Origin of the sequence: Streptomyces sp. HNM0645 (assembly GCF_030056615.1) — a bacterium.
Lineage (GTDB): Bacteria > Actinomycetota > Actinomycetes > Streptomycetales > Streptomycetaceae > Streptomyces > Streptomyces marianii.
Window position 1 is genome coordinate 25,496 of the sequence record NZ_JASHLT010000003.1, and the last position, 25,795, is coordinate 51,290.

General features: G+C 72.8%; 19 protein-coding genes. 17 read left to right on the plus strand and 2 right to left on the minus strand.

What is annotated here, in order from left to right; translation table 11 throughout:
* Window positions 1-234: 234 nt before the first annotated feature.
* Window positions 235-1,722, plus strand: coding sequence for an FAD-binding oxidoreductase (locus tag QMZ92_RS02475; protein WP_283295559.1), 1,488 nt, complete (start codon window positions 235-237; stop codon window positions 1,720-1,722).
* A 51-nt stretch (window positions 1,723-1,773) separates the two neighbouring features.
* Window positions 1,774-3,003 (plus strand): acyl-CoA dehydrogenase family protein, encoded by a 1,230-nt coding sequence (locus QMZ92_RS02480; RefSeq protein WP_283295560.1) that lies wholly within the window; start codon window positions 1,774-1,776, stop codon window positions 3,001-3,003.
* 56 nt (window positions 3,004-3,059) lie between these two features.
* On the opposite strand, the gene QMZ92_RS02485 is transcribed toward QMZ92_RS02480, so the two are convergent.
* Entirely contained in the window at window positions 3,060-4,058 is a 999-nt protein-coding gene (locus QMZ92_RS02485) for an NAD-dependent epimerase/dehydratase family protein (protein WP_283295561.1), read from the minus strand.
* A gap of 101 nt (window positions 4,059-4,159) precedes the next feature.
* On the opposite strand from QMZ92_RS02485, the gene QMZ92_RS02490 reads away from it, so the two are divergent.
* Window positions 4,160-4,924: an SDR family NAD(P)-dependent oxidoreductase gene (locus tag QMZ92_RS02490; RefSeq protein ID WP_283295562.1), complete on the plus strand. Its 765-nt coding sequence runs from the start codon at window positions 4,160-4,162 to the stop codon at window positions 4,922-4,924.
* A 408-nt stretch (window positions 4,925-5,332) separates the two neighbouring features.
* Here the strand turns inward: QMZ92_RS02490 and QMZ92_RS02495 are convergent, their stop codons facing one another.
* Window positions 5,333-6,349, minus strand: a complete 1,017-nt coding sequence (locus QMZ92_RS02495) for a ScbA/BarX family gamma-butyrolactone biosynthesis protein (RefSeq protein ID WP_502961977.1) — start codon at window positions 6,347-6,349, stop codon at window positions 5,333-5,335.
* Window positions 6,350-6,803: 454 nt separating this feature from the next.
* Between QMZ92_RS02495 and QMZ92_RS02500 the strand changes: the two genes are divergently transcribed.
* From QMZ92_RS02500 to QMZ92_RS02565, 14 genes are all read left to right on the plus strand, one after another.
* Window positions 6,804-8,390, plus strand: a complete 1,587-nt coding sequence (locus QMZ92_RS02500) for a class I adenylate-forming enzyme family protein (RefSeq protein WP_283295564.1) — start codon at window positions 6,804-6,806, stop codon at window positions 8,388-8,390.
* Window positions 8,387-8,854, plus strand: a complete 468-nt coding sequence (locus tag QMZ92_RS02505; RefSeq protein ID WP_283295565.1) for a hypothetical protein — start codon at window positions 8,387-8,389, stop codon at window positions 8,852-8,854. Before QMZ92_RS02500 ends, QMZ92_RS02505 begins: the two co-directional genes overlap by 4 nt.
* Window positions 8,855-8,935: 81 nt before the next feature.
* Window positions 8,936-9,262: a LysR family transcriptional regulator gene (locus tag QMZ92_RS02510; RefSeq protein WP_283295566.1), complete on the plus strand. Its 327-nt coding sequence runs from the start codon at window positions 8,936-8,938 to the stop codon at window positions 9,260-9,262.
* Between the two features lie 292 nt (window positions 9,263-9,554).
* The gene (locus QMZ92_RS02515) at window positions 9,555-11,090 is read left to right on the plus strand and encodes an FAD/NAD(P)-binding protein (RefSeq protein WP_283295567.1); all 1,536 of its coding nucleotides are present in this window, start codon (window positions 9,555-9,557) and stop codon (window positions 11,088-11,090) included.
* Window positions 11,091-11,141: 51 nt separating this feature from the next.
* Entirely contained in the window at window positions 11,142-11,954 is an 813-nt protein-coding gene (locus QMZ92_RS02520; protein WP_283295568.1) for a class II aldolase/adducin family protein, read from the plus strand.
* Between the two features lie 102 nt (window positions 11,955-12,056).
* Window positions 12,057-13,241, plus strand: coding sequence for a chorismate synthase (aroC, locus tag QMZ92_RS02525; RefSeq protein WP_283295569.1), 1,185 nt, complete (start codon window positions 12,057-12,059; stop codon window positions 13,239-13,241).
* Between the two features lie 32 nt (window positions 13,242-13,273).
* Window positions 13,274-14,401 (plus strand): 3-dehydroquinate synthase family protein, encoded by a 1,128-nt coding sequence (locus QMZ92_RS02530; RefSeq protein ID WP_283295570.1) that lies wholly within the window; start codon window positions 13,274-13,276, stop codon window positions 14,399-14,401.
* 116 nt (window positions 14,402-14,517) lie between these two features.
* Entirely contained in the window at window positions 14,518-15,624 is a 1,107-nt protein-coding gene (locus QMZ92_RS02535) for an IS701 family transposase (protein ID WP_283295571.1), read from the plus strand.
* Window positions 15,625-15,651: 27 nt separating this feature from the next.
* Window positions 15,652-17,787 (plus strand): transketolase, encoded by a 2,136-nt coding sequence (tkt, locus tag QMZ92_RS02540; protein ID WP_283295572.1) that lies wholly within the window; start codon window positions 15,652-15,654, stop codon window positions 17,785-17,787.
* Complete coding sequence (locus QMZ92_RS02545) at window positions 17,784-18,899, plus strand: transaldolase family protein (RefSeq protein WP_283295573.1); 1,116 nt, start codon at window positions 17,784-17,786, stop codon at window positions 18,897-18,899. Before tkt ends, QMZ92_RS02545 begins: the two co-directional genes overlap by 4 nt.
* 161 nt (window positions 18,900-19,060) lie before the next feature.
* A complete protein-coding gene (locus QMZ92_RS02550; protein WP_283295574.1) occupies window positions 19,061-20,008 on the plus strand; it encodes a helix-turn-helix domain-containing protein in 948 nt (315 codons plus the stop codon).
* Window positions 20,005-21,714, plus strand: coding sequence for an AMP-binding protein (locus QMZ92_RS02555; protein WP_283295575.1), 1,710 nt, complete (start codon window positions 20,005-20,007; stop codon window positions 21,712-21,714). The genes QMZ92_RS02550 and QMZ92_RS02555 overlap by 4 nt, the downstream gene beginning before the upstream one ends.
* A complete protein-coding gene (locus QMZ92_RS02560; RefSeq protein ID WP_283295576.1) occupies window positions 21,711-23,654 on the plus strand; it encodes an AfsR/SARP family transcriptional regulator in 1,944 nt (647 codons plus the stop codon). Before QMZ92_RS02555 ends, QMZ92_RS02560 begins: the two co-directional genes overlap by 4 nt.
* Window positions 23,655-24,428: 774 nt before the next feature.
* Window positions 24,429-25,664, plus strand: a complete 1,236-nt coding sequence (locus tag QMZ92_RS02565; protein ID WP_283295577.1) for an IS701 family transposase — start codon at window positions 24,429-24,431, stop codon at window positions 25,662-25,664.
* The last annotated feature ends 131 nt before the right edge of the window (window positions 25,665-25,795 follow it).

Consider the following 25,795-nt stretch of genomic DNA (forward strand, 5'->3'; position numbering starts at 1 on the left):
CGACGCGGCTCCGGCTCCCACGCCGGCGGCCCGTGCGCGAAGTGCGCAGAGGGCGTGCGCGACCGCGCGAGACCGGGGCCTCGCCGCCGTCTAGAGTCGGCGACGGCGCGGGACCTCGGCGGAGCGAGAGCGCACCGTCCGGGTGGGCCCGCCGCGGCGGATGCACCGTTCACGCGGAGAGCTGCCGGCCCCGAAAGGCTTCAACCACCGACGAAGGTGCCCCGAGGTGCTCCCATGACCGTCCTGCGCACCGACGAGACCGAGCGCGCAGCGCCGTCCGCGCGCCGCCTCGGGCCGGACCTGCAGATCGCGGCGGAGGTGGTGGGGGCCGACCGGGTCACCCCGCTGCCTGCTGGCTTCGGGCCGAACGTGAGCCGATACCGCTCCCGCGCGGTCGCCGGTGTCGTCCGCCCGCGTACGGCCGAAGAGGTCCGCCGCCTCGTCGAACTGTTCGCCGACGACGACCTGGCGCCGCTGCACGCCTTCAGTACCGGCGGCAACTGGGGCCTGGGCTCGCGCGAGCCGGCGCGGGACGGAGCCGTGGCACTGGACCTCGCGGGACTCGACCGGATCCGCGCCCTCGACACAGCCGGGGGCTGGGCCGTGCTCGAGCCCGGAGTGACCCAGGCCTCTCTCGCCGAACGGCTCGCGGGTACCGGGCGGATGCTCAACCTCACGGCCTCGTCCGCCCACACCAGCGTCGTAGGCAACGCCCTCGACCGCGGCGTCGGCCTGCGGCGTCAGCGGGTCGACGATCTGGCAGGACTGGAAGTCGCCTTGCCCAGCGGCGAGTTGATACGGGTGGGCTGGTGGCCCGTCCCGCACAGGACCGCCCCCGTGTACGCCCATGGGCTCGGCCCCTCGCTGCTGCCGCTGTTCGTCCAGTCGAACCTCGGAGTGGTGACCGCTGCGGCCGTACGTCTGATGCCCCGCCCCGAAGCCCTGCGGGTCGTCCGGCTCGACTTCCGGCCCGAGGTGCTCGGGCAGGTCGCGGCCGAGATCCGCAGCTGGGTGAGCCAGGGGCTGGCCAGGGGTGTGGTGAAGATGTACAACGAGACGGCGGCGCGGGCGTACGGCAGTCCCCCCGGGCTCCATCTGGCGCACGTGTGCGTCGACGGAACCCGGCGGGCGGTCGACGCGCTGACCCGCATCGTCACGGAGGAGGCCGCCGGCTCCGGCCTCTTCCAGGACGTTTCCTCGACCGACGCCACCGATCCCGACAGTCCGCGCCACGAGGTCGCCCGGCGCGTCGAGCGGGCCTACGCCGGCGAACCCGACGCCGCTGACGTCCTGTTCGAGGCCAAGACGGGAGCCTCGGCGGCCCGCCTCGACCAGGACGGCGGATTCCTCTTCTTCCTGCCCCTGGTGCCCTTCACCGGCCCCGCCCTCGCCCGGGCAGACGAACTGCTCGCCCGGGTGCGGGCCGAGACCGGGATCCGCTGCGGATCCACCGCCAACGCCCTCGACGCCGATGTCGTCGACTGCGTCATCACGATCAGGTTCGACCGCGACGACGGTGCGGCGGTCGAGCGCGCCCATCGGGCGCACGACCGGCTCCACGAGCTGTTCGCCGCGGACGGCTTCACCCCCTACCGGCTCGGGATCGAACACGCCGACTGGGCCGACCGGCTGGCCCCCGACCCCGGGGCGCGGGCCTTCGCCCGGCGTCTGAAAGAGCTGGTCGACCCGCACTGCGCCATCGCGCCCGGCCGCTACGCCTGACCCGTTGCACATCACCGCCCGTGCCCGTGCTCACGCTGGGAGAGTCCCGAAATGAGTCTGCCTCACATCCCGGACGTCCCCGATGTCCAGAACGCCGGGACCGGACGGGGGGTGGACCCCCTCACCGCCGAGCAGATCCTGGTGCGGGCGAAGCAGGCCGCACCGAGGCTCCGCGAGCGCGCCGAGGAGATCGAGCGGCAACGCCGGCTGCCCGCTGACGTCGTGGAGATGCTGCGGACGACCGGCGTGTTCCGGATGGCCCTGCCCAGGTCCCGGGGAGGGCCCGAACTCGACGCGGTCCAGCAGACCGAGGTGATAGAGGCACTGGCGCACGGGGACGCCTCGGCCGCCTGGTGCGCCATGATCGGTATGGACACCCCCATCTACGCCGGATACCTCGACGAGGACGTCGCCCGCGGCCTGTTCACCGACCCCGATGCCGTCACCGCGGGCGCCATCATGCCGATGGGACGGGCCGAGCGGGTACCCGGTGGCTTCCGGGTCAGCGGCCACTGGCGCTTCGGCAGCGGCATCACCCACAGCACCTGGGTCGTGGGCGGTGTCCTGGTGACCCGTGACGGCGAGCCCGAGCCGGGCCCGCGCGGCACCTCCGAGCACTGGCGGATCGTCGTGGCACCCGTGACGGCCTTCGAGATCATGGACACCTGGCACAGCACCGGACTGGCCGGCAGCGGCAGCCATGACTACCGGGCCGAGAACCTCTTCGTCCCCGAGGAGCACACGTTCAGCTTCGCCGAACAGCGGCCCGGCGGTGTGGCCCCGGGCCCCGACGCGGTGCTGCGCAACATGCCCGGTGTGCCGCTCGGGGTGGCGCGGGCCGCCCTGGACCATGTGCGCGAACTGGTGCCCACCCGCTGGGACCGGCCGACGGGGACACCGTGGTCGGAGAACTACCGCGTCCACATGACCGTCGCCGAGGCCGAGATGGATCTCTCTGCCGCGCGGTACGCCGTGTACGGGAGCTTGCGCGACCAGGGAAGGATCCTGCGGTACGGCGGCACCCCGACCCCGGACCAGCGGGCCGCGACGGTGCTCGCCCGGGTGGGCGCATTCCGGACCGCCCGGTCCGTCGTGGCCCGGCTCTTCGACCTGATGGCCACGGCCGCCGTCTACCGGCCCTCACCCCTGGACCGCTGGCTGCGCGACCTCAACACCATGTGCCAGCACGTCATCGCGCAGGACCAGGTCGTCCAGTCCGTGGGTGCCCAACTGCTCGGCGGCACCCCGCACAACCCGTACAGCGTCGGTATCGTCGGGTGAGCCGCAGCGCAGGCCACCGGGCCGAGGACACCGGCGCACCGGCGACGGTGGGGGGTTCACTGCCCGGCGAGCACGCCACCCGGGCCGGCAGCCCGACGCGGCGACAGGCCGGCCGACGCCCGGTACCAGGGCACGCTCTCGGCGAAGTCCGCGGCGAACTCCAGGGCAGGGCCGGTGCCGAGGAGATTCCACAGGTGGGAGCTGTCGTACCAGTGATCGACCGTGAGCAGGGACAGCCTTCGCCGCCACGTCGCATCGCGTGCCGCGCCGAGCCGCTCGGCCGCCTGCGCACGTGTCAGCTCACCCTGCGGAAGCGGCAGGTCAAGAGCGGCCGCGGTCGCCTCAATCAGAGCGCGCACCCGCACCGGCTCGGGTCGGCTCGCATGCAGTACCTCGCCGACCGGGAGGGAATCCCGCACTGCGAGCGCCGCGATCACCCGGGCCAGGTCGGCCACCCCGATCACCGAGACGCGCGCCAGCCCGCCCGCCACCCAGTGCGGCACCACCCTGATGAACTCGGCGAGCGCGGGCACCACCCAGGTGTCACCGCTCCCGTAGACGAGGTGGGGCCGCAGCACGAGCCCACCGGAGGCCAGCACGCGCTCCTCGCCCGCCAGCCGCGTCACACTGGTCGCCGTCGTCGGCCCGACCCTCAACTCGCCTTCCCGTGCGCGGAGATGGCGACCGTCCCGGTACACGGCGGTGGTCCCCAGCTGAATCACCCGCCGGACCCCGGCCCGCTCGGCCTCCGCGAGCAGCGCCGCCGTGCCCCCGTCGTTGACCTCCGCACAGGTCCGAAGCGTGCCGCCGATCTTCGAGGCCAGATGCAGCACCGTGTCCACCCCGTCGCAGATGCCGCGCAGGGAGTCGGGCCGGTCCAGACTCCCGGCCCGGACCTCGGTCCGGACGCCGGGGCCGAGCCAGGGCCGTCTTCGATGGGCGAGCAGTCGGATCGCCGGCGAGGAGCCCGTCGCGTCGCCGGTCGAGAGGAGGGCGGCAACGCGGGAGCCGACGAATCCCGTCGCGCCGGTTATGAGTATGCGCCTGCGAGTCATTCCTGCCTGCCTTTCCTGCGCTATACCGGCCACGGTCCGGGAATCTTCTCGTGCATTCCGGCGCGACATGCCGGAGGTGGAAATTCTGGTAGCGTTCCGACATGGCAAGAGATGGAATTCTGGCAGGCAAGAACGCGCTTATCACCGGTGCCAGCAGCGGAATCGGTGCTGCGGCTGCCAAGGTCTTCTGCGAGGAGGGGGCGACCGTCACGCTGGTGGCCCGGCGCGAGGGCAAGCTCGCCGCGCTCGTCGCTGAACTCCGTGAGCAGGGGCATGAAGCCGACTACGCGGTCGCCGACGTTGCGTGCGACGCCGAAGTGGCCGCGGCCGTGCAGCACGTGGTGCGACGCTTCGGAAGACTTGATGTCGCTTTCAATAATGCCGGTGCCGGTGCCGCGCAAATTCCGATGCACCGCATGTCGGAAGACATCTACGACATGATTATGGACACCAATGTGAGAGGTGTCTGGAACTGTATGCGCCATGAGATCTCCGCAATGCTTGAGCATGGTGGATCCATCGTGAACACCAGCAGTACGGCGGGCCTTGTCGCCACCCCTGTCGCAGCGCCCTATATCGCCTCCAAACATGCCGTACTCGGTTTGACGAAAGCCGCCGCGGCCGAATACGCCGCTCAGGGCATCCGGGTCAACGCAATCACTCCGGGAACAACGCACAGCGAGATGATCGACGGCTGGATCGCAAGCGACCCCGAGGCCGAGGGCCGGCTGCTGCGGGCGGCGCTGCTGCCCAGGATCGCGCAGGCCGAGGAGATCGCCGAAGCCGCGGCCTGGCTCGGCAGCGACCGTTCGTCGTTCGTGGTGGGCGCCACGGTGCCGGTGGACGGCGGCTGGACGGTCCGCTGAAACGGCTCCGCTCCCGCCGGACGTCCCTGACGATGCATCCCGTCCCGGGATGCATCGTCAGGTGTGCGGTGGTGAGAGCGAGCAGCCCGTTCCGTCGGGGACGGTGGTGGCGGCTCGCGCATTGCGCCGGCGGGTCGGGTCGCTCGATGCCGCGGTGGTGCAGGGTGGTCGAGCGGGGGGGCGCCGAACGGGGTGGGGCCCGTTGCGGGCGGTCGACCGGGCTCGTGCCGGTGGTGAGCCGATGCGCTGGACCTCGGGAGCGGTGTGGTCGGGAGGTGCGATCGAGCGAGTGGAAGCGCTGTGATGCGTCGGACCGCACGTCGGCAGCGGTCCGGGTCCGGAGGAGTTCGGATGCGGCGGGACGGTGCCGCATCGGTCTCGAGGGGGACTCCGGTCTGGCGCAGCCCGTCAGAGCGGGGTTGCCTGGTGGAACTGTACGGCGAAGGCGGGCTGCTGAGCCTGCTCGCCGGTGACGCGGAGGGACGGTGAGCCGTCCGGGCCCGCGGCGAGGTCCGCCTGTATCCAGCAGGGGGAGTCGAACTCCACGTACCGGGTGCAGGTCACTTCGCACGACGACGCCGTGAACGGCCGTCCGCCGAAGAGGGGATACCCGGCCTGCAGGGCTGCTTCGAGCAGCACCATCGCGGGCACGTGGTTGTTGCTGTGGTCGAAGAGGAGTTCGTTGGCGGTGTCGGCCCGTAGCTGCCACCGTCCGGGTCGCCTGCCCGGTGAGAGTGCGACGTCGCACTCCCTGGTGCGGCGGACGGCGGCGGGTTCCACCGGTTCGGGCAGCGTGATGTCCGTGGGCGGCCACTCGATGTCGTGCCGTTCGCCGCGAAGCCGTCGGTACGCGCCGGGTGAGACGATGCCGTAGCGGGTGGATCCCTTGCCGACGACCCGGCCGCCGATTCGGATCGCCATCTGCAGGGAGACCTCCGCGGGGATCCTTCCTCGCGTGCGCATCCCACTTACGTATACATCGAGTTCGAGATCCGTGGGTGCGTGCGCCTTCTCCAGGAACCGCGGATCGAAGCGCTGGCTGATCTCCCAGACCACGAACTGATGGCCCAGCGGCACGCCGAGCTCCGCGTGCGACGTCAGCAGGCCGGCCTGGCGGACCGTTTCGATGACGAGCGAAGGGGTGTAGCGCCCGTCCCGCAGGTGCAGCGGGTGCGTGGCCGGCCAGCGCACGGAGACGGTGAAGTGCTCGTCCGTGTGCCGGGTGATGCCGGTCGGTAGAACATCGCGCAGATAGGTCCGGTGGACGAGCTTCCTGGCCACGGCCTCGACCGTGCGGTGAGTGACGGGCTCGGGTGCGATGGCCGGAAGAAGCGCCTGGTGTCTCCCCCCATGGGAACCTCTCGGCCTTGCGGCTGCGGTGCTCGGAGTCATTGCTCTTCCTTCTCTGCTGCTGTGAAGGTGCATGACGGGTTGGCTGGTCCCACCCCCGTGCCCCGTAAGATACGTGCATGCGGGTTTGTTTTTCAATGGCCGAGAGCGGTTCCGTGTGAATCGCGTGGGCTGTCGCCCCCCGGGGGGTGCAGGGGGTGCAGGTGAGGCGCGAGTCGCCGCCCCGGCGCCGAGCACCGGAAGGCGCGCGGGGCGGCGACCGCTCCACCGGGCGCGGTGACCAGACCGGCGACTCGGTGGCGTGTGCCGGGTTCCCGCCCCATGGGGTCGGCCGGCCCCGGCCGGTCAGGTGGTCGATTCTGTGGTGCTCCGACGGGCCCCGGAACCCCTACCTGACACACGGTGGCGAACTCGCCGCTGTCTCGAATCGCTCTTTCCGATGGCAGTTGCATACCCGCATGCCGGTTTGTTTTTCTTCTCCTGGCTCCGCGGGGCCCGCAGCTTCCGTGTCCAGGAGTGGAGAAGCCAGATGATCAAACTTGACGACATCCGTCGGCGCGCTGCCGACCGCCCGGACAGGTCCGCCGTCGTGGACGGCGAGAACCGGCTGTCCTGGGCTCAGTTCGCCGACGTCGTGGACCGGTTCACCGCGGGACTGGCGGCTCTGCTGCCCCCGGGCCGCCCGGTCCGCGCCGCGTTCCTCGCGGACACCGGATGGGAGCTCGCGGTCGCGATGGCGGCCTGCCGTACCCTCGGGGTGTCCTGCACGGGGCTCGACCCGGCCCAGCACCCCGACGCCCTGACGCACGCGCTGCGGGAGATCGATCCCGTCGTGGTTCTCGTCGCCGAGGAGCACCGGACTCTGCTCGGATCGTGCTCATGGCCCGCCGGCGAACAGGCGCTGTGCGTCCTGCTGGACGGCGGCGACGCGGCCCAACCGGGCGAGAGCTCGTTCGCCGACCTCCTCGCGGCCCAGCCGCTGCGGGAGCTGCCCGCGCCGCCGGACCAGGAGTCGTTCACCGTGGTCCCCCGCGGCGCGGCGCCAAGGGTCGCGGTCCGGCCGGCCGGTGCCGAGGAACGGGAACTCATCGACCACGTCGAGGAGTTCGGCTTCGACGCGAGCGACGTCCAGCTGACGTCCGCTCCGCTGTGGCAACCGCTGGCGCAGAGCATGACCCGTACGCTCCTGGCCGTGGGCGCCACGGTCGTTCTCGACCGGGCCGGGATCCCCGAGCGGCTCTGCACGCTGCTCGAGGGCGAAGGGGTCACCACCGCAGTGATCGCACCGGCGGTCCTCACCCGGCTGCTCGCGCACCCGGCCTCCGCCGGGCACGCCCGATTCGGCCCGCTCCGTTGCGTCGTCACCTCCGGCCGGAACCTGGGTCGCTGGGTGGTCAACACGGCATGGGAGCGGCTCGGTCCGGTGCTGCACCTCGCGTACGCGCCGCCCGAGACCGGCCTTGCGGCGATCATGGGGCCGGACGAGTCCCTGGTGGCCCGGATGCGATCGGGCCGGGCGGCACTCGGCAGCACCCTCGTCGTCCTCGACCGGGAGGGCCGGCCGGTGGCGGCGGGAACGCCCGGCCGGGTCGCGGTCGCGGGCCATCGGATGATGGACCGATATCTCGACGACGAGCGGCCCTTCGCCATGGTCGACACCGGCCGGGGTGCGCAGCGGTTCTTCGTGACGGAGGACCACGGAGTGCTGGACGAGCATGGGTTGCTGACGCTGACGGGGCGCAGCGGTGGGGCGCCCCGGCCGATGCGTGACAGCGCCGTCGATGCCGCGTTGTTCCGGCTCGAGTCCGATCTGCTCAACCTGCCCTGCCTGCGGGACACCGCAGTCCTTCGGGTCGACCTGCCCGCGCTCGGCGATTCGCTCGTGGTGCCCTTCACCGCGGTGGCCGTCGGCCGTGAGATCACCGGCTACCGCGCGCTGAGCGAGGCCTGTGCCCGCAGGGTGCCGTCGATCCCGGCGCACGTCATCGCCGTCGACACCATTCCCTACAGCCCCACCGGCCGGATCAGGACGGCGGAGCTGCTCGAGGCGGTCGTCCCGATCATCACCCTGAAGCTGCAGCTCGAGCAGTCGGAGCACCAGGAGATTTCCGCATGAGAGACACCTACGGTCACGAACCATTCGACGTGGACGACTTCGCATACGACGGCTATGCGTACGAGGCCGACGCGTACGACGGCCACGCCTACGAGGCCGACGCCGCCGGCCTGTTCGACACCGTCGGCGCCCGTGGTCTCGATGACGGCTTCTTCGCTCTGGAACTGGATCTGCTCGAACTGCCCTGCATCCAGGAGTCCGCGATCGTCTGCACCGAACTGCCCGAGGTGGGCGAGGCGGTACTCGCGGTGTACGTCCCGCTCTCGCCCGAACTGGAGATCGCCGGGCGCCGGGCCGTGCTCGCCGCCTGTGAGCGCCGCCTGCCCGGGCTGTTCTCGCACGCGGTCGCCCAGGACGACATACCGCGCTCCGTCGAGGGTGCGGTGCGTGAGGACCTGCTGCTCGACCGGGTGCTGCCGCAGGTCGCGCGCGACCTGATGTCGCCGGCCGCGATGTCCGACTGAACCGGGCGGCATCCGTGAGTCGTGTCGCGCCAGTGGAAAAATACATCCATGCTGGTATGTTATTTGGAGTGGGGGCGGTGCGTGGCCGCAGGAAGGGGCTGTGACGTGCAGATCCAGCAGTTGCGTGCGTTCCGCGAGGTGGCGAGGGAACTGAGCTTCACCCGCGCTGCGAGGAACCTCCATTACGCGCAGTCGAGCGTCACCGCCCAGATCAAGAGCCTTGAAGAGGCCATGGGCGCAGTCCTGTTCGACCGCAGCCGACGCCAGCTCGCCCTCACCGAAGCCGGTCTGCTGCTGCTGCCGCACGCCGAGCGCATCATGGAGATCACCGAGGCCGCCCACCGCGACGTGGCACGTGCGAAGGGAGCGGGCTGCCCGCGGCCGGCTGCGCGACGCATCCCGGCCTGAACGCACGGGGCACACGGCACCGAGGCACCTTCGGTACCGGCCCCGGCACGGCCGGCCCGCCAGGGCGCCGGCCATGCCGGTCGTGCCCGCTCGCCCCCGTGCCGGCGCGGATCAGGCCGCGCGTGATTCGGCAATTGCCGGTGCGCGGCACGGCAACTGCGCGGTCGCGCCCGTTCGTAGAGTCACGGTCGTCGGACCGTGTCCGTGAGACCTGGACACCCGTGTTCCCCGAGGCGCCGCTCTGCGCGGTCGTACCAGAGCCGCCGCCCGCATACTGATTGGTGACTGACACATGTCCCGTGGAATTTCGATCGGCGTCGTCGGGGGCGGTGCCGCCGCCGTCTGCCTGATCGACGCGTTGGCCGGGAGTACGGGCGAGCCCGGCCGTCTCACCGTCTTCGAGCCCTCACCGCACCTGTGGCGCGGCCGGGCCTACCAGATGGACACCGAGATCCTGCGGGTCAACTCGACCCCGGACGACATGTCCGTACGCGCGGGAGACTCCGGCCACTTCGCGCGCTGGCTGGAGGCCCGGGACCGTATCACCGGGATCGCCCAGGGCGTCGACCGGCTGTCCGGCGCCCGCTTCCCGCCGCGGACCGTCTACGGCGAGTACCTGGAGCAGTCCGCCCACGAAGCCCTGCGCGGTCTGCGCCGCGACGGCTGGCGGGTGGACATCATCGGCGGAGCCGTCACCGCCGCCGACCGGATGCCCGGCCACGTGCTGCTGCACACCCGCCGGGGTCGCGCCCGTGCCTTCGACTACGTCGTCCTGAACGTCGGCGGCGACGGCCCGAAGGACATGTACGGGCTCACCGGGACCCCCGGTTTCATCGCCGACCCTTACCCGGTCGCCGGCAAGCTTCGGGACATCGATGTCCACGACGAGGTGGCCGTCATCGGCTCCGGCCTGACCGCCGTCGACGTTGTCCTCGCGCTCGCCGCCCAGGGGCACCGGGGCCGGATCAGCCTGCTCTCCCGGCGCGGTGTGCTGCCCGCCGTCCGGCAGCGGCCCGCCTCCTTCTCGTTGCGCCACCTCGTCCCGGAACGGGTGGCCGAACTGGCCCTCAGCGGCGACGGCGTGAGCATCGAGAACCTCGCCGCCGTGCTGCGTGCCGAGTTCCGGGACGCCGGGGCCGACCTGGACACGGTGGTCCACGACATGCTCCGGGTGGACCTCGAGGAGCCGGTGGGCCGGCTGCGCCGCCAGATCGACGAGGTCGACTCGCCCAACATGGGCCTGCGCATCCTCCAGCGGGCCGTACCGGAGACCGGCCCCGACATCTGGCCGCTGCTGCGCGAGGAGCAGAAGGTCCAACTCCTGCGAGCCCACTACCGCACCATCATGAGCCTGTGCTGCCCCATGCCGCCCAGCAGCGCGTCGGTCCTCCTCGACCTCGTCCGGTCAGACCAGTTGGAGATGTTCTCCGGACTGCAGGACATCACCCCGGCCGCGGACGCCGGCTTCGACGTCATCGCGGCCGACGGCACACGGTTCCACACCGACCGGGTCGTCAACGCCGTCAACGCCTCCGAGGGCCGCATCCCGCGCGACGCCCAGCCTCTCGTGACCTCCCTGATCCGGACGCGCGCGGCCAGCCGCCATCCGCACGGAGGTGTCCAACTCGCCCGCGCCACCAGTCGGCTGACCCGCAACGGTCGCCCCGACCCGCGCCTCTACGGCCTCGGCAACATCGCCGCCGGAGCGCTGTTCTTCACCTTCGGCATCCCCTCCCTGGTCGACCGCAGCCGGGACATCGTGGCCGCGATCCGCGAGCACGCCGAGACCGTGGGCCATGCCCGAGGCGGCGCCGAAGCCGCCGCCTGAGTCCGGTCCCGACCGCCCGCACCGCCCGCACCGAAAGGAGTGCCACGCGCCATGAGACCCACAGCCCCCCAGCCCCGCCCGCCCTTTCTCGCGGCCACCGCCACCGGACTGCCGATCCCCGGCGAGCCGGACCCCTCCGGACCGGACGAGGCCCGCAGGCACCGCAAGCAGCGGCTCGCCGCCGCGCTGCGCCTTTTCGGCAGGTACGGCTTCGGCGAAGGCATCTCCGGCCACATATCGGTGCGCGACCCCGAGTACCCGGACCGCTTCTGGGTCAACCCGTTCGGCGTCTCCTTCCGCCGGGTGCGGGTCGCCGACCTGATCTGCGTCGATGCCACGGGGCGCGTGGTCGCCGGCAGCCACCAGGTCAATCCGAGTGCCTTCGTGATCCACTCCCAGATCCATGAACTCCGGCCGGGCGCCGAGGCCGCCGCCCACGGCCACACCCCGCACGCCCGTGCCCTGGGCGCCCTCGGCAGACTCCTCGACCCCATCGATCAGGAGTCCGCCGCCTTCTACGGCCGGCAGGCGCTCTACGGCGACTACCAGGGCCCGTCCGTCTCCGTCGAGCAGGGCCGGGACATCGCCGAGAGTCTCGGCGACAACCGCGCGATCCTGCTGCGCCACCACGGGCTGATCACCGTGGGGGGCTCCCTGGAGGAGGCGGTGCACTGGTTCCTCACCTACGAAAGCTGCGCCCAGGTGCAGTTGCTCGCCCGGGCGGCAGGCACCCCACAGACCCTCACCCATGAGCAGGCCGTCGCCGCGGGCGCGGGTTTCGGCGACGAGCAGCTGGGGCGGTTCAGTTTCCAGCTGCTCTGGGACGAGATCACCGCCGAACAGCCCGACCTGCTCCACGAATAGCCCCTGACGGCCTTGCGCCCCGCGCCGGCCGCTCCGGCCCGGGCCCTCCCGCAGCCGGCCACCCCTAGGACCCCGCACCCGGTACACAACGAAGGAACTGCTTTGGCTACGTTGCGATGGCTCACCGCGGGTGAGTCGCACGGACCGGCACTGACCGCCGTGCTCGAAGGGCTGCCGGCCGGGGTGGAGACCTCCACCGGCCACCTGGCGGACGCGTTGGCCCGCCGCCGCCTCGGTCACGGCCGTGGCGCCCGGATGACGTTCGAGCGGGACGAGGTGGCCTTCCTCGGCGGTGTACGCCACGGTCGGACCCTCGGGGGCCCCATCGCCGTCCAGGTCGGCAACGCCGAATGGCCCAAGTGGCAGACCGTCATGGCCGCGGACCCCGTCGCCCCGGAGATCCTGTGCCGGCAGGCGCGCAACGCACCGCTGACCCGGCCGCGGCCGGGCCACGCCGATCTCGCCGGAATGCAGAAGTACGGGTTCGACGACGCCCGGCCGGTCCTGGAGAGGGCCAGTGCCCGAGAGACCGCGGCCCGAGTGGCGCTGGGCGCTCTCGCCGAGGCGTTCCTCCGGCAGGCCTTCGGCATCGAACTCGTCTGCCATGTCGTGGCGTTGGGCGGAGCACGCTCCGACACCGGGGTACTGCCGGGTCCCGGTGACACCGAACGGCTCGACGCGGACCCCGTCCGCTGTCTCGACCCCGAGGCCTCTGCCGCGATGGTGGCCGAGGTGGATCGCGCACGGCGCGCGGGGGACACCCTCGGCGGGGTGGTGGAGGTGGTCGGGCACGGCCTGCCGCCGGGCCTCGGGTCCCACGTCCACGGGGATCGCCGGCTGGACGCGCGTCTCGCCGGAGCGCTGATGGGCATCCAGGCCATCAAGGGCGTCGAACTCGGTGACGGGTTCGCCCTCGCGGGCGTTCCCGGGTCCCGCGCGCACGACGAGATCGTTTCCACCGGCGGGCGGATCGGCCGCAGGACGGCGCACTCGGGCGGGGTCGAGGGCGGCATGTCCACCGGCGAACTCCTGCGCGTCCGGGCCGCGATGAAACCGATCGCCACCGTCCCGCGCGCCCTCGCCACGGTGGACGTCGCCACCGGCGAGAGCGCCACCGCCCACCACCAGCGTTCCGACGTCTGCGCGGTGCCCGCCGCGGCCGTGGTCGCGCAGGCCATGACGGCGCTGGTGCTCGCGGACGCGGCCCTGGAGAAGTTCGGTGGCGACAGCGTCCCGGAAACCGCCCGCAACTTCCGCTCCTACCTCACCCACCTCGCTCCCGGATGACGGAACTCATGCCTCCCACACTCAGCGAATCCATGTCCCCCGCGGCCCCCGCAGCCCCCGCGGCCCGTCCCCTGTCCGCCGCCGCACCCCCCGCCCGTCTGACCGTTCCCGGTACGGCCCCCTGTTCCGTCGTCATCGGGGCCGGTGTCTCCCGGAAGGCCGGGCACCTGCTCGACGGCACGGCGGTGCGGGTGGCCCTCGTGCACCCGCCGGTCGCGGCCGTCCACGCCAGACGGATCGCGGAGGAGCTTGAGCAGAGCGGACGCACGGTGCTGCCGCTCGTCGTACCGCCCGGTGAGGCCGCCAAGGACGCGGGCGTGCTGGTGTACCTGTGGTCGCGCCTTGCGGAAGAGGGGTTCACCCGGTCCGATGCCATCGTCGCGGTGGGCGGCGGGGCAACGACCGATCTCGCCGGGTTCCTCGCGGCGAGCTGGCTGCGAGGGGTGCCGCTGACCTTGGTCCCCAGCACCCTGCTCGGCATGGTCGACGCCGCGATCGGCGGCCGGACGGCCATCAACATCCCCCGGGGGAAGAACCTTGTGGGGGCCTTTCACACCCCGGACCACGTGCTCTGTGACCTCGACCTGCTCCGGGGGATGAAACGTGCGGACTACGCCGGCGGGCTCGCCGGTGTCATCAAGGCGGGGCTGACCGGTGACCCGGGAATCCTCGATCTCGTCGAGGCCGACCCGCGCGCGGCCGCCGACCCCCGCAGTCCGGTCACCGCCGAGCTCGTCGAGCGTGCCGTGCGGGTCAAGGCCGGCTTCGTCGCCGAGCCGCCGCACGGCCACGGCCGCCGTGAGTTGCTCGACTACGGCCACACTCTCGCCCATGCCGTCGAGCATGCGGAGCGCTACCGGATCCGGCACGGCCACGCCCTCGCCATCGGAATGAGTTTCGCCGCCGAACTCGCCGCGCTCGACGGCCGGCTGGACCCCGAGCACGTCGAGCGCCAGCGTGAGCTGCTCGTCTCCGTCGGACTGCCCACCGGCTATCCGCGTGAGGCATGGGAGCGGCTGCGTCCGGCGTTCGCCGTCGACAACGGGCCCCGAGGCCACCGGCTCCGTCTCGTCGTCCTGGAGGCACCGGGCCGGCCGGTGCTGCTGGAGGACCCCGAAGAGGCGCTGCTGACCGAGGCATTCACCCGGATCGGCACGTGAGTTCCCGTGGGCTCGTTCTCGGGCACCGGACGGGCCGGCCGGCGACGGCTGCGAGGGAGCCGGCCGGAGGACCCGGCCCGTGCCGGGTCGGTACCGCCGCCGGCGGCCCCGACCTCGTGGCCGAACTGGCGCGGCAGGTGCTGCACTCGCTGCCCCGAAGCGACCAGCGGCGCAGCGGCGAGCTCTACATCAGAGGGCTCCTCGCCGCCCAGGGGCGCAAGACGATCCGCAATGTCGCCTCACCCACCGGCAGGACCGCCGATGCCCAGCGGCTGCACCATTTCATCAGCGAGTCGACCTGGGACTGGATTCCGGTGCGGCGGGCCCTGGCCGACCGGCTGGCGCGCGAGGTGCAGCCGTCGGCGTGGGTGGTGCAGGCTGTCGCCGCCCCGCGCACCTGCCGCGCCCCCGCCGGGCCTGACTCCGGTGCGGTACCCCGCGCCGGAGTCCGCGTCAACGGGCAGCACTCCGTGGGGCTCTGGGCGGTCACGCCGCTCGGCGGCTTCCCGGCAGACTGGCGGTTGCTGCTCCCGCAGCGCTGGCTGGACGACCCCCGGCTGCGCGCGCGGGCCGGCATCCCGCAGGACGCCCGTCCGCTGGACGCGGTCGGTGCCGGGCTCGACATGCTCCCCGGGTTTCAGTACGGCGCCCGGGGGCATGCACCGGTACTGCTCGACGCCCGGCGTACCCGTGCCGCCCCGACGGTCGCCGCTCTCGGTGTGCGCGGCCTGCCCCATCTGCTCCGCGTCAGCGCGTCGGAACTGCTCGTTCCGGCGGGGGAGCCCCCGCGGCGCACCCGAGCGGCCGTCACGGCGGGGCAACTGGCCGCGGACGCCTCCGCAGCCACCCGTCTCGCCACCACAGGCCCGACCGGCGCGCCCCATGAGGTGAGCCGGTTCGTCTGCCGGGTGCCGGGCGCCGGAGCGTCGCGGCGGTCGGTGCTGCTCGTCGACAAGGATCCGCGCCATCCCCGGCGCGCCGCGTTCTGGCTCACCGATCTGACCGACCACCCCATCGACGCCCTGGTCCGGCTCACCCGTGCCCCCGGCCTCGTGGCCGGGGAAGCGGCCGGTACCGGGCGCCGGGTCGGTCTGTACGACTTCGCGGGCCGCTCCTTCGCCGGCTGGCACCGGCACACCACGCTCGCCTCCGTCGCCCACACCGCGGCACTGCTGCTGCCCGCCCGCACCGAGGACGCCTCCCGAACCGGCATCGCCTGCTGAGCGCCGGCCCGACCGAAAGAGGAAACCATGACCACCGCGTCGACCGGGCACCACCACCCGAGAACGACCACGCCGCCCTGGACGGAGATCGACCGCAAGGCCGTCGATGTCGCACGCGCCCTCGCCGCCGACGCGGTGGAGCGCGCCGGGCACGGCCATCCGGGCACCGCGATCAGCCTGGCCCCGGCCGCCTACCTGCTGTTCCAGCGGCTGCTGCGGCACGACCCGGCCGACCCGCGTTGGGCGGGCCGGGACCGTTTCGTCCTCTCCTGCGGACATTCCAGCCTGACCCTCTACACCCAGCTGTACCTGAGCGGCTACGGGCTCAGCCTCGACGACCTCAAGGCGCTGCGGACCGGGGGCAGTCCAACCCCGGCCCACCCCGAGTACGGGCACACGCCGGGCGTGGAGACCACCACGGGGCCGCTCGGGCAGGGTCTGGCCAACGCGGTCGGCATGGCGATGGCCGCCCGCCGCGAACGCGGGCTGTTCGACCCCGATGCCGCGCCCGGCGACTCTCCCTTCGACCACACGATCTGGGCCTTCGCCTCGGACGGGGACCTGGAGGAAGGCATCAGCCATGAGGCGAGTTCGCTGGCCGGGCACCAGAAACTCGGCAACCTGGTTGTGCTCTGGGACGACAACCGGATCTCGATCGAGGACGACACGTCCATCGCCGTCTCCGAGGACGTGCTGGCCCGCTACCGGGCGTACGGCTGGCATGTGCAGCGGGTGGACTGGACCGAGGGAGAGGGCTATGCCGAGGACGTCCCGGCACTGCAGGATGCGCTGACCGCCGCCCGCAGCGAGCGCGGCCGGCCGTCGCTGGTCGCCCTGCGCACCGTGATCGGGTGGCCCTCTCCCGGCAAGCGGAACTCCGGCAAGATCCATGGCGCCGCGCTCGGCGCCGCCGAACTGGCCGCCCTCAAGGGCGAACTCGGGCTCGACCCCGAGCGCACCTTCCAGGTGCCCGACGGCGTCCTCGCGCACACCCGCGGCGCGGCCGAGCGCGGCCGGATCGCGCACGAGGAGTGGGACAAGCGCTTCCGGGACTGGCGGACCGCCCAGCCGGAGCGGGCCGTCGAGTTCGACCGGATCAGCGCGCGCCGGCTCCCGGACGGCTGGCAGCGGGCACTGCCCGGTTTCCCCGCCGGTGAGCAGATCGCCACCCGCAAGGCGTCGGGCGAGGTGCTGACCGCCCTGGCCGGTGCCCTTCCGGAACTGTGGGGTGGGTCCGCCGACCTCGCCGACTCCAACCTCACCACGATGAAGGGCGAACCGTCCTTCGTTCCGGAGGAGCACGCCACCGCTGCCTTCCCGGGCCACCGATACGGCCGCACCCTGCATTTCGGCATCCGGGAGCACGCGATGGGCGCGATCCTCAACGGCATCGCGCTGCACGGCGGTACCCGTCCCTACGGTGGGACGTTCCTGGTGTTCTCCGACTACATGCGTCCCGCCGTCCGGCTCGCCGCAATGATGAGACTGCCCGTGACGTATGTCTGGACGCACGACTCGATCGGCCTGGGCGAGGACGGTCCGACACACCAGCCCGTCGAGCACCTGTGGTCGCTGCGCGCCATCCCCGGACTGGATGTGGTGCGTCCGGCGGACGCCAACGAGACGGTCGCGGTGTGGCGCGGCATCCTCGAGCGCACCGACCGGCCCGCCGGGCTCGCCCTCAGCAGGCAGAACCTGCCCGTGCTCGACCGCTCCCCGGCCTCCGGGCTCGCTTCCGCCGAGGGCGCCGTGCGCGGCGGCTACATCCTCGCAGAGGCCACCGGCGAAGCCCCCGACGTCGTCCTCATCGCGACCGGCAGCGAGGTTCCGATCGCCCTTGAGGCCCGACGCATCCTCCAGGCGGAGTCCGTCGCCACCCGCGTGGTGTCCATGCCGTGCCTGGAGTGGTTCGCCGAGCAGGACTCGGCGTACCGCGATGCGGTGCTGCCGCCGGACGTCGAGGCCCGGGTCTCGGTCGAGGCCGGCTCGGCCCTCGGCTGGTACGAGCTCCTCGGGTCGGCCGGGGAGGCCGTCGGCATCGACCAGTTCGGGGCGAGCATGCCCTACCAGCGGCTGTACGAGCAGTTCGGGCTCACCCCCGAGCGGGTGGCCGCGGCCGCGCGCAGCAGCCTGCTCCGCGCCGCGCGGAGGGCCGTGCGGTGAGGCCGGCGGGCGGCGGGCTCTGGTTGGACGGGATCGGCCGCCAGGAGCTGTACGACGGGACTCTCGGCCGGCTGGTGCGGGAGCACGGGGTCCGCGGCGTCTGCTGCGTCCCGGCCGCCGTCGGGAGTGCGGGCCCGTCGGCATACGCACCCCATCTCGCCATCCTGGCGTGGCGCGACCTGTCCCCCGGCGCGGCGCTTGCGGAGCTGCTGGCCTACGACGCACGCTGGGCGGCCGACCTGCTGCGGCCGCTGCACGAGGCCTCCGGCGGGGCGGACGGGCAGGTCAGCGTCGCGCTCGACCCCCGTCTCGCGCACGACCCGGACGCCTCGGTGGCCGCCGCGCGGCGGCTGGGGCGCGCCGTCGGCCGGAGCAATGTGCTGGTCGCGATCCCCGCGACCCTGCGAGGGCTCGGGGTGGTCGAGGAGTGCCTGGCGGCGGGGATAGGCGTGCATGCCACGCACGTCTACTCCGTGGAGCGGTACGTCCGCGTCGTCGAGTCCTGCTTCGCCGGACTGGAGCGTGCCGTCAGGGCGGGGCGCGACCCCGCTCCCGTGGCTCCGGTGCTGTCGTTCGCCGTCGACGGCCTGGACGCCGCGGTCGAACGGCGGCTGAGGGAGGCGGACCGTGGCGCGGCCGGCGCGGTACGGGGCCGGGTGGCGGTGGCGAGCGCACGGATCGTGCGCGAACTCCACGGCCGGCTCCTCGGTAGCGCCCGCTGGGCCGGCCTGGCCCGGCACGGCGCCCGGGCGCCGCGGCTGCTGTGGGGCACGCCCTTTGCCCCGCCGTACGGCAACGGGACGGTGCGCAGGGCCGGTTACGGTGCGCGGCCGTCCGGGAGCGATCTGGGCCTGGTCGCGTGGGACGCGCTCCGGGCGGTGCCGGCGCCCGTCGGGACACGGGCCGCGGTCCGTGCCGAAGAGGGGCCTCTGAACGAGCGTGCGGCCTGGGAGGTGCTCGCCGCCCTGCCAGGACTCGGCATCTGCTACCGGGAACTGGCCACCGGGCTGGAGCGGGGGGCACTGGCCCGGTCCGGGCGGTGCAGTCAGGAGGCTCGTGCGGCGGTCGCGGCCGCGTTGTGTGAGCGTCGCGCGTACCGGGACGTGGCATGAGCCGATCGCTCCTCGCCGGAACGCCCCGTTCGGTCCCGTGCGATCGAAAGGTGCGATCAGGTTTGAATACCAGCATGCTGGTATGTTTTCATGGGAGGGATCTGCCGGAGCCGTCCCACCGGGTCGGCTCCCCGGGTCCTCATGTATGAGGAGGGGTTGAGATGCCACGCGTGGATGCCCTGGCACCACATGACCAGACGGCGGCCGCGGGTGCCGACAAGGCTCCCGTCGACCGTGGCGGCGTACAGATCGTCACGGCGTGCGGCGAGACACTCGACGGCACCACCGCCCGCCACCGGTTCGGCGGGGTGACGGTGTCGCTGGTGCGGGGCGGGCCGCGTGAGCTGGTCCTCCCGAGTCATCGGATCGACGGCGCACGGGACGGGTACCTGCGCGTCTGCCGTCCGCTGACCGGCGAGATATGGGTGTTCCAGGACGGCCGGCACGGCGTGGTCCGCAGCCCCCATCTCATCTGCTTCGACTCCACCCGACCGTACAAAGTGATCATGCCGGAGAACTTCCGCATGGTCGACGTGATGGTGCCGCACCGCCTGGTGGGCATCAGCGGCACGGAGGCCCGGAACCTCACCGCGCAGCCCTGGGCAGGCGACCAGGGGCTCGCCGCGCTGCTGTCCACCCTCCTCGACGGACTCTGCCGGCACGGCAAGGAGGTCGAGACCGCGGTCGACCTTCTCGGCGGCAGCGTCGTCGGACTCGCAGCGGCCCTGTTCAGCGAGCGCATGCGCGATGTCGCGGCCGATTCCGAGGTCGCCAGGCAGGCCCTCGTGCTGCGGATCCAAGCGCATGTGCGCGAACGCCTCGCCGAACCCGATCTCAGCCCGGTCGTCATCGCCCGCCGCCACAACATCTCGCTGCGGTATCTGCAGAAGATCTTCCAGGAGTTCGGCATCAGCCCGGCCCGCTGGGTCAGGGACGAACGACTGGCGCGCTGCCGCTCGGAACTGGCCGACCCGGCCCTGGACCACCTCCCCGTGGCACTGATCGGTGAACGGGCCGGCCTCTACGGCGCGTCCCGCTTCAGCCGGCTCTTCCGCGAGCGGTACGGCACCACACCAAGGGAGTTCCGCAAGGAGAGGGCCGGACTGTGAGGCCCCCTCATGGGCTCGCGCTCCTCGACGGCGGTCGCGCCCCGGAGCCCGACTGCGCGAACCTCGGCGAAGCGCTCTGCCGGGCGGCCGTGGCAGGCGCCCCCGAGGGTCTCCGCTTCGTCGGTGCCGACGGCGGCGAGACCCACCGCACCTATGCCGAACTGCTCGACGAGGCGGCCGGGCTGCTCGCCGGTATCCGTGCCGCCGGGGTCCGCGCCGCGGAACTGGTCCTGCTGCAGATCGCGGAACCCTCCGACCTCGTCGCCGCCTTCTGGGCCTGCGTCCTGGGCGGCTTCGTGCCCGTCCTGGTCGGGGCCGGGGACCCCGAGGCCGCGCCCCGGCTCCTCGACTCGGTCTGGACCCGGTACGGCAGACCACCGGCGATCACCGGGCGGGGCGCGCGCATCGGCGAGGCCACCCGCTCCGACCCGCGCTGGGCCGGTGCCTGGCTCGGCACACCGGACCGGTTGCGCCGCGCGAGGGCCGACCACGCGCGGTATCCGGCGCGCCCCGACGACCTGGCCCTGGTGCTGCTCACCTCCGGTTCCACCGGCGCGCCCAAGGCCGTCCCCCTCACCCACCGGAACATCCTCAGCCGCAGCGCCGCCACCGCCCGTGCCCACGCGCTCACCAGCGCCACCAGAAGTCTCAACTGGATGCCGCTCGACCACGCGGGCGGACTCCTCCTGTTCCACCTCCGCGACGTCCTCGTGGGGGCCCACCAGGTGCACGCGGCGCGCGCCTGGGTCCTGGAGGACCCCCTGCGCTGGCTCGACATGGCCGACCGGTACCGGGTCTGCACCACCTGGGCGCCCGATTCCGCCTTCGGGCTCGTCAACGACCAGTCACACCGCCTGGGCGGCCGAAGCTGGGACCTGAGCCGGCTGCGCTACATCCTCAACGGCGGTGAGGCGGTGCGCGGAGCCGTCGTGCGCCGCTTCCTCGAACTGCTCGCACCGTTCGGACTGCCCGCGGACGCGGTGTTCCCCGGCTGGGGCATGTCGGAGACCGCTGCCGGGGTGGTGGAGTGCCGGTTCCCCGGGCCCGGCGCCGATGACGAGCGGTACGTCCCCGCCGGGCGCCCGCAGGCCGGGACGGCGGTCCGCTGCGTCGACGCCGCAGGGCGCACCGTTCCCCTCGGTACCCCGGGGCATCTGCAGGTGACCGGCGCGTCGGTCACCCCCGGCTACTACGACGACGCGGCGCAGAACCGCCGGTCGTTCACCGAGGACGGCTGGTTCAGGACCGGGGATCTGGCCTACGTCGAGGCCGGTGTCCTCACCGTCACCGGTCGCGCCGACGATGTCGTCGGGGGGAGGGGCGGCGAGCCGAGTCGGCACGGCCACGAGGTCGAGGCGGTGGCCGAGGAACTCGACTTCGTCACGCCCTCGTACACGGTGGCCTCGATGGTCACCGTAGGGGGCCGGGACGGGCTTGCCGTGTTCTTCCACCCCCGGAACGGCGGCGGGTCCGGGTTCGACGCCTCGCTCGCCGCCGCCGCGGTCAGGGCCCGGGTGGCGGACCGGCTCGGGCTGCGCGTCGACCACGTCGTGCCGCTGTCCAAGGACGACGTTCCGAAGACGGGCGCGGGGAAGCTCCGCCGATCGCTGCTGCGGGGACGGTTCGAGTCCCGAAGTGCCGGCATCGCCGAACCCGGCACCGCTGACGATCGGAACAGGACAGGACTAGGGGAGAAGACATCATGAACGAGGCCACTCCACCCGGAGCCTCCTCGGCCGCCGCCGAACCGGCGGCGTTGCGGATCGGGGTGCTGGGCCCCCTGGAGGTCCGGACAGAGGGACAGGACCGCACACCGACGGCGCCCATGGCCCGGCGGGCGCTGGCGGCGCTGCTGCTGAACGCCAACCGGCTGGTGTCGACCTCGGCCCTGATCGAGGAGCTGTGGGAGGGCGAGCCGCCGAGGCTCGCCCGCAAGACCGTGCAGACGTACGTCTACCAGATGCGCCGGGCCCTCAGGCCCGGCGACTCCGCCGATATCCGCACCAACCGGCTGGAGACCGGGCCCGGCGGCTACCGGCTCGTGCTGCGCCCGGGTGAGCTGGACCTGTGGGAGTTCGAGCACCGGGTGGCCCGAGCGCGCATCGCCCTGAGCGAAGGCGATGCCGCGGAGGGCGCCAGACTCCTGCGCGAAGGGCTCGGGCTGTGGCGCGGCGAGCCGTTCGCGGGCCTGGAGGCCGGTCCGCTCCTCACCGCGCAGATCGCCCGTCTGGAAGACAGCCGGCTGGGAGCTCTGGAGCTGCGCATCGACGCGGAGCTGCAACTCGGACGTCATCGGGCCCTGGTCGGGGAGTTGCGCAAGCTGACCGCCGACCATCCGCTCAACGAGCGGTTCACCGCCCAGCTGATGACGGCCGCGTACCGGGCGGGTCAGCGCGGGGCGGCCCTCGACGCCTTCACGCGGCTGCGCCGGGGGCTGGTCGACGAACTGGGCATCGAGCCGTCGGAACAGCTCCAGGAGTTGCAGCGGGCCGTGCTCGGCGCGGAGGCGCCCGTCGAGGCGGCAGCCGAGACCGTGACCACGAGGTCCGCCGCGCCGTCCCACCGGGCCGGGACCGTACCGGCCGTTGCGTCCCAACTGCCCCCGCCGACGGTCGATTTCGTAGGACGCGAGAGCGAACTCGGTTTCATCACCGGGTGCCTTGACGAGCCCGGCCCCCGGGTGCTGACCGTGCTCGGCCCCGCCGGCGTGGGCAAGAGCGCCCTGGCCGTGCACGCCGCGCACCTGCTGCGCGACCGCTTTCCCGACGGCCAGCTGCACGCCCGGCTGCACGACGGCGCGGACGAACCCCGTGAACCGGGCTCCGTGCTGCGCGCGCTGCTCAAGTCCGCCGGCGCGGCGGGAGACCTGGACCCCCAGGGCCCGGCCGACGAACTCGCCGCCGTCTTCCGCGACTGGAGCTCGGAACGCTCGCTGCTGCTGTTGCTGGAGGATGCCGCGGGCACCGACCAGGTGCTGCCCCTGCTGCCGGGAGGCACCCGGAGCCTGGTCCTGGTGACGTCCCGGATCAGACTGCCCGGACTGACCGGTGCCCGAGGTCTGTCACTGGCGCCGCTGACCACCGACGACGCGGCCGCCCTCTTCACCCGCGTGGCCGGCGCCTCGCGGGTCGGAGGGGACACGGAGGCGCTGCGGGAGGTCGTGCAGCTGATGGGCAACTTCCCGCTCTCGCTGCGGGCGGTGGGCGAGAAGTTCGCGGTCCGTCCGATGTGGACGCTCCCCGATCTCGCCCTCGGTCTGCGCGACGAGAACCAGCTGGCGGCCGAACTACGCGACGACGCCTGCAACGCGCTCGCCAGGGCGACCGGTGCCATCGCCCGGCTCGCCCCGCCGCTGCGCCGCGCGCTGCACCTCCTCGCGGCAGCGGCACCCGACCCGTTCGACATCGCACAGGCCCGCGAACTGCTCGACTGCGACACCTGGAGCGCGCAGTCCGTTGTGGGCCAGCTGCTGGACCGTCACGTGGTGATGGCGACGGAGCAGGCAGAGGCGGCGACGGCCGCGGCCATGACCTTCCGCGTCCACGACCTCATCCGCATGGCGACGGCGCGGGAGGAGACATCGGACGCCCGTGTCCTGCCCCTGGCCGGACGCTCCGGTTCCGGCCGGTTCACGGCCACGGGGTGAGGCACGGGCGTGCGGTGGCCGTGGGCTTGACTGTCTCTTCGCCCTGCCTTGATCGGCCGGCCCGACGCTGGGAGCGTGGCCGGGCCCATCCGGTCACGACCGACCCGATGAGGGGAAACGGAATGGGTGCTGCAGAAGAGGGGCTCACGCCGGCGTGGCTGGTGGTGCCGGCAGGGATCGAGATCGAACCGCCGGCGCCCCGGGAGACGGCCGCCGACGGCCGTGCTGTGCTCGGTTTCGGCTGGTGCCTCCCGCCCGTCCCGGAGCGTGCGGGGCAACAGGTCCGGTCCCGTCACACCGCAGAGGCGGCGTGACGGGACCGACGCGGGCGAGCCGCACGGTCCGGTGCCCGGGAGGCCGGTGGTGGACACCGGCCCGGCCGCTCGACTGAGGGCTCCTCGGGTTCCCACGGGACGGCGGTGCCCCGCTGCGGCACGGGACGCGGAGACGGTCCCGGGCATCGGCGCGTGCCCGGACCGGCGCGCCGCCGGGAGGACACGGACCGGCACCGCACCCGGCGCGGTCCGCCCCGCCCCCTCACGCCTGGTGCCGGCCGGCGAGCGGCCTCGTCCGTCCCCTCGCGCGCAGTCCCGTCGGAGGCCTCCCGCCCGAGGTCCCCCTCCGGACCCCTCGCCGTGGCCTCACAGAATCCCTGAAGTGCCACCTGACCTGGCTCTTTCCCGCCGCTTGGCGGCTCCTTGGACGGGCCGGTCGAAGCTCCTGCAAGAGCGTTACGCAGGCCGATAACCGGAATGAGCGGCGAGGTGGATTGCGATGCGAACGATGAGACCGCAGAACTGGACGACGGACGGCGACTGGCCCGGCACCGTGCACGCGGAGAACCGGGCCACCGTCCTGGCTGAACTCGGCTCGGTGCTCTTCGCCTCCCTGCCGCGCAGGGACCAGCGCCGCAAGGGCGTCGAGTACGTCCAGGGTCTGCTCGGGGTCAAGGGCCGCAAGTCGATCCGCAACATCTCGTCCCTCTTCGGGGGCGAGTCGGCCGAGCAGAGCCTGCACCACTTCATCAGCGGCTCGACCTGGGACTGGGCCCCGGTGCGCCGCGCTCTCGCCCGGCACATGGAGGAGATCTCCCCTACCCGGGCCCACGTGCTGAGGCCGCTGGTCATCCCGAAGGCCGGGGACAGTTCGGTGGGCGTGGACCGCCGCTTCTGCGCCCTCCGCGGCCAGATCATGAACGCGCAGCAGGCCGTGGGCGTCTGGGCCGTGTCCGACGAGAGCAGCACCCCGGTCAACTGGCGGTTGCACCTGCCCGATGCCTGGCTCGAGGACGAGATTCGCCGGCGCCAGGCGTCGATACCCGACACGGCGCTCCCGGAGACCCTCGACCAGTGCGCCGTCGAGGCGTACGTCGGCATCACCAAGGGGTGGGGACTGCCGACCCGGCCGGTCGTCATGGACGCCCGGGAGGCGGATCTGGCGCGCACCGTACGCCGTCTCTCGGCAGCCGGGGCACCGATGCTCCTGCGCATCGGCCCCGGGGAGCGCCTCACCGTGACCGACCCCGGCCTGCCGCGCATCAGGCCCGGCCTGACGGCGTACCAGATCATGACGGTGGCACGCCCGCTGCGCCATCCGGTGATCCAGCAGGCGAGCGGCCGAAGTGATGCCTCCCGCACCGGACTCGCCGCCTGCGTCCGGGTGGAGATGCCCGCGGGACCCGGATCGGCGCGCCGTCCCGCCCGGGAAATGGTCCTGCTCGGCATCGGCGAGAGCGGGGGCCGCTGGCCGGCCGAGCTCTGGCTCAGCGACATCGCGGGCGCCCACCCGGCCCAGCTCCTGAGGCTGGCCCGGCTCACCCGCCAGGTCGACCGGGACTACGCGCAGATCGCGGAGGAGGTCGGCATCAGCGACTTCTCCGGGCGCTCCTTCAGCGGCTGGCATCGCCACGCCACGCTCGCCTCGGCCGCGCACGCGGTCGAGGTGCTCTCGGGAACGGCCGGCAGCACCCCGGCGGCGACTCACGACCAGGAGGCGCGGGCCACTGCCTGAACCGGTGCGGCAAGCGCCCCGGCGCGGGCGCATTCTAGGACCGATGACCCTGCCCGCCGGATGAGCCGGCGTCGCTGCGTCAGGTCCGGGGAGCGGAGGATCCCGGACCTGACGTACTGACGGCACCATCT

Excerpts from the sequence above, each read along its gene's own strand:
- QMZ92_RS02475 (WP_283295559.1), top strand. The coding sequence starts at position 235 with ATGACCGTCCTGCGCACCGACGAGACCGAGCGCGCAGCGCCGTCCGCG.
- QMZ92_RS02480 (WP_283295560.1), top strand. The coding sequence starts at position 1,774 with ATGAGTCTGCCTCACATCCCGGACGTCCCCGATGTCCAGAACGCCGGG.
- QMZ92_RS02485 (WP_283295561.1), bottom strand. The coding sequence starts at position 4,058 with ATGACTCGCAGGCGCATACTCATAACCGGCGCGACGGGATTCGTCGGC.
- QMZ92_RS02490 (WP_283295562.1), top strand. The coding sequence starts at position 4,160 with ATGGCAAGAGATGGAATTCTGGCAGGCAAGAACGCGCTTATCACCGGT.
- QMZ92_RS02495 (WP_502961977.1), bottom strand. The coding sequence starts at position 6,349 with ATGCACCTTCACAGCAGCAGAGAAGGAAGAGCAATGACTCCGAGCACC.
- QMZ92_RS02500 (WP_283295564.1), top strand. The coding sequence starts at position 6,804 with ATGATCAAACTTGACGACATCCGTCGGCGCGCTGCCGACCGCCCGGAC.
- QMZ92_RS02505 (WP_283295565.1), top strand. The coding sequence starts at position 8,387 with ATGAGAGACACCTACGGTCACGAACCATTCGACGTGGACGACTTCGCA.
- QMZ92_RS02515 (WP_283295567.1), top strand. The coding sequence starts at position 9,555 with ATGTCCCGTGGAATTTCGATCGGCGTCGTCGGGGGCGGTGCCGCCGCC.
- QMZ92_RS02520 (WP_283295568.1), top strand. The coding sequence starts at position 11,142 with ATGAGACCCACAGCCCCCCAGCCCCGCCCGCCCTTTCTCGCGGCCACC.
- QMZ92_RS02530 (WP_283295570.1), top strand. The coding sequence starts at position 13,274 with ATGTCCCCCGCGGCCCCCGCAGCCCCCGCGGCCCGTCCCCTGTCCGCC.
- tkt (WP_283295572.1), top strand. The coding sequence starts at position 15,652 with ATGACCACCGCGTCGACCGGGCACCACCACCCGAGAACGACCACGCCG.
- QMZ92_RS02550 (WP_283295574.1), top strand. The coding sequence starts at position 19,061 with ATGCCACGCGTGGATGCCCTGGCACCACATGACCAGACGGCGGCCGCG.
- QMZ92_RS02560 (WP_283295576.1), top strand. The coding sequence starts at position 21,711 with ATGAACGAGGCCACTCCACCCGGAGCCTCCTCGGCCGCCGCCGAACCG.
- QMZ92_RS02565 (WP_283295577.1), top strand. The coding sequence starts at position 24,429 with ATGCGAACGATGAGACCGCAGAACTGGACGACGGACGGCGACTGGCCC.